Raw genomic sequence first — 7,466 nt, 5'->3', positions numbered from 1 at the left:
TCCCGGATCCGAGCATCGGATCCGGGACGGGGCCCTTCGTGCGTCCTCGTGTACCGGGTGCGGGACTCGAACCCGCACGCCCTTGCGGACAGCGCATTTTGAGTGCGCCGCGTCTACCATTCCGCCAACCCGGCGCGTCCGCGGGGGAGAGGGGCGCGGGAGCTCCCGTGACCCTGCTCGCCGTGCGGGCCCGCGTGATCGCTCACGACGGGCCCTCGCGGGACAGCTGGTCTAGGATAACGCGTGTGCGACGCGCGCCGAGCGGGCGTCGCGACCTCATGCATCAGCGCCCCGGCCAGCACCGGAGCGAGCCACAGGAAGTGAGCGCGTACCCCATGAACGATGTCACCCCCGACGAGGTCCCCCTCGATCTCGATGCCAAGGCTCCTGAGGAGGAGGCCCCTGCGAAGGGCCGTCGCACCGCCGTCGTCGCGGAGGACGAGAGCCTGATCCGGATGGACATCGTCGAGACCCTCACCGAGGCCGGCTTCGAGGTCGTCGCCGCCGTGGGCGACGGTGTGAGCGCCGTCGAGAAGACCCGCGAGCTGCGCCCCGACATCGTCGTGCTCGACGTCAAGATGCCCAAGGCCGACGGCGTCACCGCCGCCGAGAAGATCGGCGAGGAGAGCCTCGCGCCGGTCGTCATGCTCACCGCCTTCTCGCAGGGCGAGCTCGTCGAGCGGGCCCGCGACGCGGGTGCCATGGCGTACGTCGTGAAGCCCTTCACCGCGGCCGATCTGCTGCCGGCGATCGAGATCGCGATCTCGCGCCACGCCCAGATCGTCGAGCTCGAGAACGAGATCGAGGACCTCGGCGAGCGCTTCGAGACCCGCAAGCGCGTGGACCGCGCGAAGGGCCTCCTGCAGACCAACATGGGACTGAGCGAGCCCGAGGCCTTCCGCTGGATCCAGAAGACGTCCATGGACCGTCGTCTGACCATGCGCGAGGTGGCCGACGCGGTCGTCGATCAGCTCGGCGGGCGCGGCAAGGACTGACGAGGACCCCGCGGCCCGCCGTCCGCGGCGGCCCGTGGTCCCTCCCGCTCGCCCACGACCCCGCAGCCCGAGTCGCGAGAGAGGCCGCCGCATGAGCATCTCCCGGCGCGCTCTCGCGCGCTCGCTCGTCGCCGGCGCCCTCGGCACCACCGTGCTCGCGGGCTGCAGGATCGGGCCCCTGGGGCCGGACGACCCGACGACGCCCGCCGCGGGCGAGCTCTCGGAGTCCGTGCCGGACGAGCCCCTGCGCATCGGCGCGATCCTCACCACCGCCGGCCCCGTCGGCCAGACGCATCCGCAGGTGATCGCCGCGATCAACCAGGCCATGCGCGAGATCAACTACGACGGCGGCGTCTTCGAGCGAGAGGTCGAGCTGCTCGAGCCGCGCATCGTCGAATCGGACGACGACGACCTCGGTGCGATCGCCGAGGAGCTCGCCGCGGACAAGGCCTCCGCCCTCGTCCTCTCGGTGGACGACGCCCAGCTCGTCGCCCACCTCGAGGCGATCGCCGACACCGGGATGGCGCTCGTCTCGCCGACCTCCACCTCCACGCGCGTGCGCTCGGGCGCCGCCGGGTCCGGTCTGCTGACCCGGCTCGCGCCGACGCAGGAGGCGATCGCGCGCCACCTCGTGGAGGAATCCGTGGGCCTCCACCCCCAGAAGGGCGGCGCACCGGGGACGATCGCGTTCCTCGGCACGAAGGACGAGGCGTCGGAGAACCTCCGTGACCAGCTCACGACCCAGGGGCGGCCCCACGGCGCGAAGCTCGTGCTCGAGGAGTCCTACCCCTTCGGGAAGCTCGGGGACGCGAAGGCACGGGCGAAGAGGATCGCTGAGGCGAAGCCGGCGATGCTCGTGCTCACGGGCGGCGAGGAGACCGGGGCCCTGCTGGGCGCCCTCCACGACGAGCTCGCCGACGACGACGGCCGGCCCCGCTTCGACATCGCCGTGCGGCTTCCGGGACTCGGTGCTCGCGACCACGCGGGCGAGCACCTGCCGAAGGAGACGCTGAAGGGGGCCCAGGCGATCCAGGCCGGGGGAGCGGTGTCCGAGACCTTCCGCCTGATGATGCTCAACGCCGACTCGGACCTGGTCGAGCTCGGCCCGCCCGCCATGGGCGCGGCCACACAGGCCTACGACGCGGTGGCTCTCCTCTGCCTCGCCGCCCAGCAGGCGCTCTCCCTGGAGGGGACGACGATCGCCGGCGCGTTCCCGGATCTGCTCGTCGGGGAGACGGAGTGCGCCGACGTCGGCGAGTGCGTCGACCAGCTGCGCTCGAGCCTGCAGTACGACGAGACCGCCTCGATCTCCTATGCGCTCGCGACCGGTGATCTCGCCCTCGGCAAGGACGGCGATCCCGTCTCCGGCGCGCTGCGCACCTTCACCTTCGGCGAGGACGGTGCGATCTCCGCGCCCACCCCCGGGACCTTCGACCTCTCCGAGTAGGTGGGGATCCGAGCGGACGGGCGGAGTGCCCTGCCCCTCGGGGTCAGCCCCGCGGCGGCAGCAGCATGGTCGAGACCTGGATCGTGGACAGCAGGCGCTCCTGCTCGTCGACGACCTCGACGAGGTAGGCGGCGACCTGCCGTCCCAGGTGCAGGGCCCGGCAGTGCGCGGTGACGACCCCGCTGCGCCCCGAGCGGTGATGGGTGGCGGAGATCGAGGTGCCCACCGCCATCGCCCCGTCGCCGTGGACGGCGCGCGCCTGCAGCAGCGCGGCCATCGAGCCGATGGTCTCGGCCAGGGCGATCGTCGCGCCGCCGTGGAGGAGGCCGGCGGGCTGCAGGTTGCCCTCGACGGGCATCGTCATCTCCCCTCCGTCGGGCCCCAGGCGCACGCAGCGCATGCCCATGGTCTCGCTCAGGGTGCCCCGCAGCGCGCCCGCGGCGAGCGCGGCGGCGGACTGATCGTCGGCGGGTGTCTCGTGGGGATCCGTGGAGGTCATGGGGCCACAGTGCCACAGCGACGCACGCGCCCGGGGGCGCCCCGTGCGAGACTTGACCCATGACCTCGAGCGAGCATCCCGGCAGCGACCAGGCCCCCGTCCGCCTCCTCCTCATCGACGGCCACGCGATGGCGTTCCGCGCCTTCTTCGCGCTGCCCGCGGACGGCTTCACCGACGGACGCGGCCAGTCCACGAACGCCGTCTACGGCTTCGCGCGGATGCTGTTCAACGTGGTCGCCTCCGAGCAGCCCACCCATGTCGCCGTCGCCTTCGACATGGCAGGCGGCACCTTCCGCGATCGGATCTACGACCAGTACAAGGCCGGGCGCGACGAGACCCCCGCGCAGTTCGTCGGCCAGATCGCGCTCATCCAGAAGACGCTCGACGCCCTCGGCGTCACCTGGCTCGAGGTCCCCGACTTCGAGGCCGACGACATCATCGCGACCCTCGCGACCCGCATGCGCAGCCGCACGCAGGAGGCGCTGATCGTCTCCAGCGACCGTGACGCGATCCAGCTCGTCGGCCCCGGGGTCACCCTGCTCCAGCCCGTCAAGGGCGTCACCGAGATGCGGCGCATGGACCCCGCCGCCGTCGAGGAGAAGTACCAGGTCACGCCCGAGCACTATCCGGACCTCGCGGCGCTCGTGGGAGAGAGCGCCGACAACCTTCCGGGCGTGCCCGGCGTCGGCCCGAAGACCGCCGCCAAGTGGATCGGGAAGTACGGCGACCTCGAGAGCCTCCTGGAGCACGCGGAGGAGATCACCGGCAAGGCCGGCCAGTCCCTGCGCGACCACGTCGAGGACGTGCGCCGCAACCGGGTGATGAACGCCGCCGTCACCGATCTCGAGCTTCCGGACGACGAGGTCGTCTTCACGCTGGGCCGCGGCGACCGCGCCGCCGTCCACGCGGTCTTCGACGACCTCGCCTTCGGAGCGACCATCCGCCGCGACCTCCCCGCGGTCTTCCTCCCCGAGGGGGAGGACGGGGTCGCCCCGACGGCCGACGAGCAGGCGGCCGAGCTGCCCGAGATCACCCGCCCCCAGGGGAAGGAGCTCGCGGCGGCGCTCGGCGGGCCGTTCGCGGGCGGTGCGGCCCTCGGGATCGACGGCACCTGGGAGCTCGGACTGGGGGAGGCCCGCCGCCTCGCCCTGTCCACCGAGTCCGCTCTGGCGGTCATCGATCTCGAGCGGCTCGACCCGGACGGGGAGCAGGCCCTCGCGGCCTGGCTCTCCGACCCCTCGATCCGCAAGGACGCGCACGACGCGAAGCTCGCCGTGCACGAGCTGTCCGCCCGCGGGCTCGACGTCGAGGGCTGGGGCACGGATCTCTCCCTCGCCGAGTTCCTGTGCCGGCCCGACCAGAGGCCGACGGACCTCGCGGGCCTGGTCATGCGGCACCTGCAGGAGGAGCTCGAGGCCGAGCAGGCAGCGCCCCAGCAGACCCTCGACCTCGAGGGGGACGACGGCGCCGCGGACGAGAGCCTCGCGCGCGCGGCCGACGCCGTGCGCCGGCTCGTCCCGCTGCTGCGCAAGGACCTCGAGGAGCACGAGGCGAGCGCCCTCCACGACGATCTCGAGCTGCCGCTCGCGACCGTCCTCGGGGAGATGGAGGCCGTGGGCATCCAGGTCGAGGACGAGGTGCTCGCGGATCTCGACGCCGAGCACGAGCGCCGGCAGAGCGAGGTCGCCGAGGCCGCGTTCTCCGAGATCGGCGGGGAGCGCATCAACCTGGGCTCGCCCAAGCAGCTCCAGGAGGTCCTCTACGAGAAGCTGGGCATGCCCAAGGGGCGGCGCACGAAGACCGGGTACAGCACCAACGCCGAGACCCTCACGGACCTCTTCGAGAAGACCCAGCACCCGTTCCTCGCGCATCTGCTCGCCCACCGCGACGTCACCAAGATGCGGCAGATCATCGAGACCCTGCGGCGGTTCATCGCCGAGGACGGCCGCATCCACACGACCTTCCACCAGAACATCGCCGCGACCGGCCGGCTCTCCTCGAACAACCCGAACCTGCAGAACATTCCCATGCGCACCGAGGAGGGGCGGCGCATCCGCAGCGCCTTCGTGGTCTCCGAGGGGTACGAGCAGCTGCTCACCGCCGACTACTCGCAGATCGAGATGCGGATCATGGCGCACCTCTCCGAGGACGAGGGCCTCATCGAGGCCTTCCGCTCGGGCGAGGACCTGCACCGCTTCGTCGCCTCCCGCGTCTTCGACGTCGCCCCCGAGGACGTGAGCGCGGCGATGCGCTCCAAGACCAAGGCCGTCTCCTACGGGCTCGCCTACGGGCTCAGCGCCTTCGGCCTCGCCCGCCAGCTGCACATCCCCCAGTCGGAGGCCACCGGCCTGCGCGACGGGTACTTCGAGCGCTTCGGCGGCGTGCGCGACTTCCTGCGCGAGAGCGTCGAGCAGGCGAGGAGCACCGGGTACACCGAGACCATCCTGGGGCGGCGCCGCTACCTCCCCGACCTCACCAGCGACAACCGCCAGCGGCGCGAGAACGCCGAGCGCGTCGCCCTCAACTCCCCGATCCAGGGGAGCGCGGCCGACATCATCAAGCTCGCCATGCTGCGCGTCGCGGCGGACCTGCGGGAGGCCGGGCTGCACAGCCGCGTCCTGCTCCAGGTCCACGACGAGCTCGTCCTCGAGATCGCCCCGGGCGAGCTCGAGCAGGTGCGGGACCTCGTCGTCACCCGGATGGGGGACGCCTACGAGATCTCGGTGCCCCTGGAGGTCGGCGTCGGCGTCGGACGCACCTGGCTCGACGCCGCGCACTGAGCCGCTGCCCGGCTCGATCGGGCCCGCCCCGGCGCGACCGGACTCGATCGGGCCCGATCCGGCTCGTCCCGGGCCCGCCGGGCGTCGTGCAGACCACTCCCGCCGGCCCGGATCGCGGGTCGCGCCCGAGGCTGCGGGCTGGTACTCTGGACGGGTCTGTGCGCACCTGCGCCCGGGCACCAGATCGTCCACCCACTCATATCTGTCCCTACGGAGTTCCGACCTACATGACCGACACCACGACCCCCCAGATCGCCATCAACGACATCGGCGATGCCGATGAGCTCATGGCCGCCATCGACTCGACCATCAAGTACTTCAACGATGGCGACATCGTCGAGGGCACCGTGGTGAAGGTCGATCACGACGAGGTCCTGCTCGACATCGGCTACAAGACCGAGGGCGTCATCCCCTCGCGCGAGCTCTCGATCAAGCACGACGTCGACCCCGGCGAGGTCGTCGAGGTCGGCGACGAGATCGAGGCGCTCGTCCTCCAGAAGGAGGACAAGGAGGGTCGCCTGATCCTGTCCAAGAAGCGCGCGCAGTACGAGCGCGCCTGGGGCACGATCGAGCAGATCAAGGAGGACGAGGGCGTCGTCACCGGTCACGTCATCGAGGTCGTCAAGGGCGGACTCATCGTCGACATCGGCCTGCGCGGCTTCCTCCCGGCTTCCCTCGTCGAGATGCGCCGCGTGCGCGACCTGCAGCCGTACGTCGGCCAGGAGATCGAGGCGAAGATCATCGAGCTCGACAAGAACCGCAACAACGTGGTCCTCTCCCGTCGCGCCTACCTCGAGGAGACCCAGTCCGCGGTCCGCTCGGACTTCCTGCAGACCCTGCAGAAGGGCCAGGTCCGCGAGGGCGTCGTCTCCTCGATCGTCAACTTCGGCGCCTTCGTCGACCTGGGCGGCGTGGACGGCCTCGTGCACGTCTCCGAGCTGTCCTGGAAGCACATCGACCACCCGAGCGAGGTCGTCGAGGTCGGTCAGAAGGTCAAGGTCGAGGTCCTGGACGTCGACATGGACCGCGAGCGCGTCTCCCTGTCGCTGAAGGCGACCCAGGAGGACCCGTGGCAGCTCTTCGCCCGCACCCACGCCATCGGCGAGGTCGTGCCGGGCAAGGTCACCAAGCTCGTCCCCTTCGGCGCGTTCGTCCGCGTCGAGGACGGCATCGAGGGCCTCGTCCACATCTCCGAGCTGGCCCAGCGCCACGTCGACCTGCCCGAGCAGGTCGTGTCGGTCGACCAGGACGTGTTCGTCAAGGTCATCGACATCGACCTCGAGCGTCGCCGCATCTCGCTGTCGCTCAAGCAGGCCAACGAGGGCGTCGACCCCGAGGGCGACGACACCACCTTCGACCCGGCGCTGTACGGCATGGCCGCCGACTACGACGAGAACGGCGAGTACAAGTACCCCGAGGGCTTCGACCCGGAGACCAACGAGTGGCTCGAGGGCTACGAGACCCAGCGCGAGGAGTGGGAGGGCCAGTACGCGGCCGCCTACGAGCGCTGGACCGCCCACAAGGCCCAGGTCGCCGAGGCCATCAAGGCCGACGAGGAGTCCGCGAACCAGCCGGCCAGCACCTCCACCGCCTCGACGAGCAGCAGCTCGTCCTCGCAGGAGTCGGCCCCGCAGTCCTCGTACCAGTCCGCCTCCTCCGACGAGGGCACGCTGGCCTCCGACGAGGCGCTGGCCGCCCTGCGCGCGAAGCTCACCGGCAACTGATCGGCTGATCACCGGCCCGGC

General features: G+C 71.4%; 5 protein-coding genes and 1 tRNA gene. 4 read left to right on the top strand and 2 right to left on the bottom strand.

What is annotated here, in order from left to right; genetic code table 11:
• Positions 1–51: 51 nt before the first annotated feature.
• Positions 52–134 (bottom strand) — tRNA-Leu (locus ACFQ53_RS15500).
• Between the two features lie 201 nt (positions 135–335).
• Here ACFQ53_RS15500 and ACFQ53_RS15495 point away from each other — a divergent pair.
• On the top strand, positions 336–995 hold the full coding sequence (locus tag ACFQ53_RS15495) for an ANTAR domain-containing response regulator (protein WP_377861200.1): 660 nt from the start codon (positions 336–338) through the stop codon (positions 993–995).
• Between the two features lie 91 nt (positions 996–1,086).
• A complete protein-coding gene (locus ACFQ53_RS15490) occupies positions 1,087–2,442 on the top strand; it encodes an ABC transporter substrate-binding protein (RefSeq protein ID WP_377861198.1) in 1,356 nt (451 codons plus the stop codon).
• 43 nt (positions 2,443–2,485) lie between these two features.
• Here the strand turns inward: ACFQ53_RS15490 and ACFQ53_RS15485 are convergent, their stop codons facing one another.
• Positions 2,486–2,941, bottom strand: coding sequence for a hotdog fold thioesterase (locus ACFQ53_RS15485; RefSeq protein WP_377861196.1), 456 nt, complete (start codon positions 2,939–2,941; stop codon positions 2,486–2,488).
• Positions 2,942–3,000: 59 nt separating this feature from the next.
• Between ACFQ53_RS15485 and polA the strand changes: the two genes are divergently transcribed.
• Positions 3,001–5,721: a DNA polymerase I gene (gene polA, locus ACFQ53_RS15480; RefSeq protein WP_377861194.1), complete on the top strand. Its 2,721-nt coding sequence runs from the start codon at positions 3,001–3,003 to the stop codon at positions 5,719–5,721.
• A 227-nt stretch (positions 5,722–5,948) separates the two neighbouring features.
• The gene (rpsA, locus tag ACFQ53_RS15475; RefSeq protein ID WP_152353037.1) at positions 5,949–7,445 is read left to right on the top strand and encodes a 30S ribosomal protein S1; all 1,497 of its coding nucleotides are present in this window, start codon (positions 5,949–5,951) and stop codon (positions 7,443–7,445) included.
• Positions 7,446–7,466 lie beyond the last annotated feature (21 nt).

The organism is Brachybacterium sp. NPDC056505 (assembly GCF_042794925.1).
Lineage (GTDB): Bacteria > Actinomycetota > Actinomycetes > Actinomycetales > Dermabacteraceae > Brachybacterium > Brachybacterium kimchii.
The sequence above is the reverse complement of the archived record's forward strand: the minus strand, read 5'-3'. Positions and strand labels throughout refer to the sequence as shown.

Excerpts from the sequence above, each read along its gene's own strand:
- ACFQ53_RS15495 (WP_377861200.1), top strand. The coding sequence starts at position 336 with ATGAACGATGTCACCCCCGACGAGGTCCCCCTCGATCTCGATGCCAAG.
- ACFQ53_RS15490 (WP_377861198.1), top strand. The coding sequence starts at position 1,087 with ATGAGCATCTCCCGGCGCGCTCTCGCGCGCTCGCTCGTCGCCGGCGCC.
- ACFQ53_RS15485 (WP_377861196.1), bottom strand. The coding sequence starts at position 2,941 with ATGACCTCCACGGATCCCCACGAGACACCCGCCGACGATCAGTCCGCC.
- polA (WP_377861194.1), top strand. The coding sequence starts at position 3,001 with ATGACCTCGAGCGAGCATCCCGGCAGCGACCAGGCCCCCGTCCGCCTC.
- rpsA (WP_152353037.1), top strand. The coding sequence starts at position 5,949 with ATGACCGACACCACGACCCCCCAGATCGCCATCAACGACATCGGCGAT.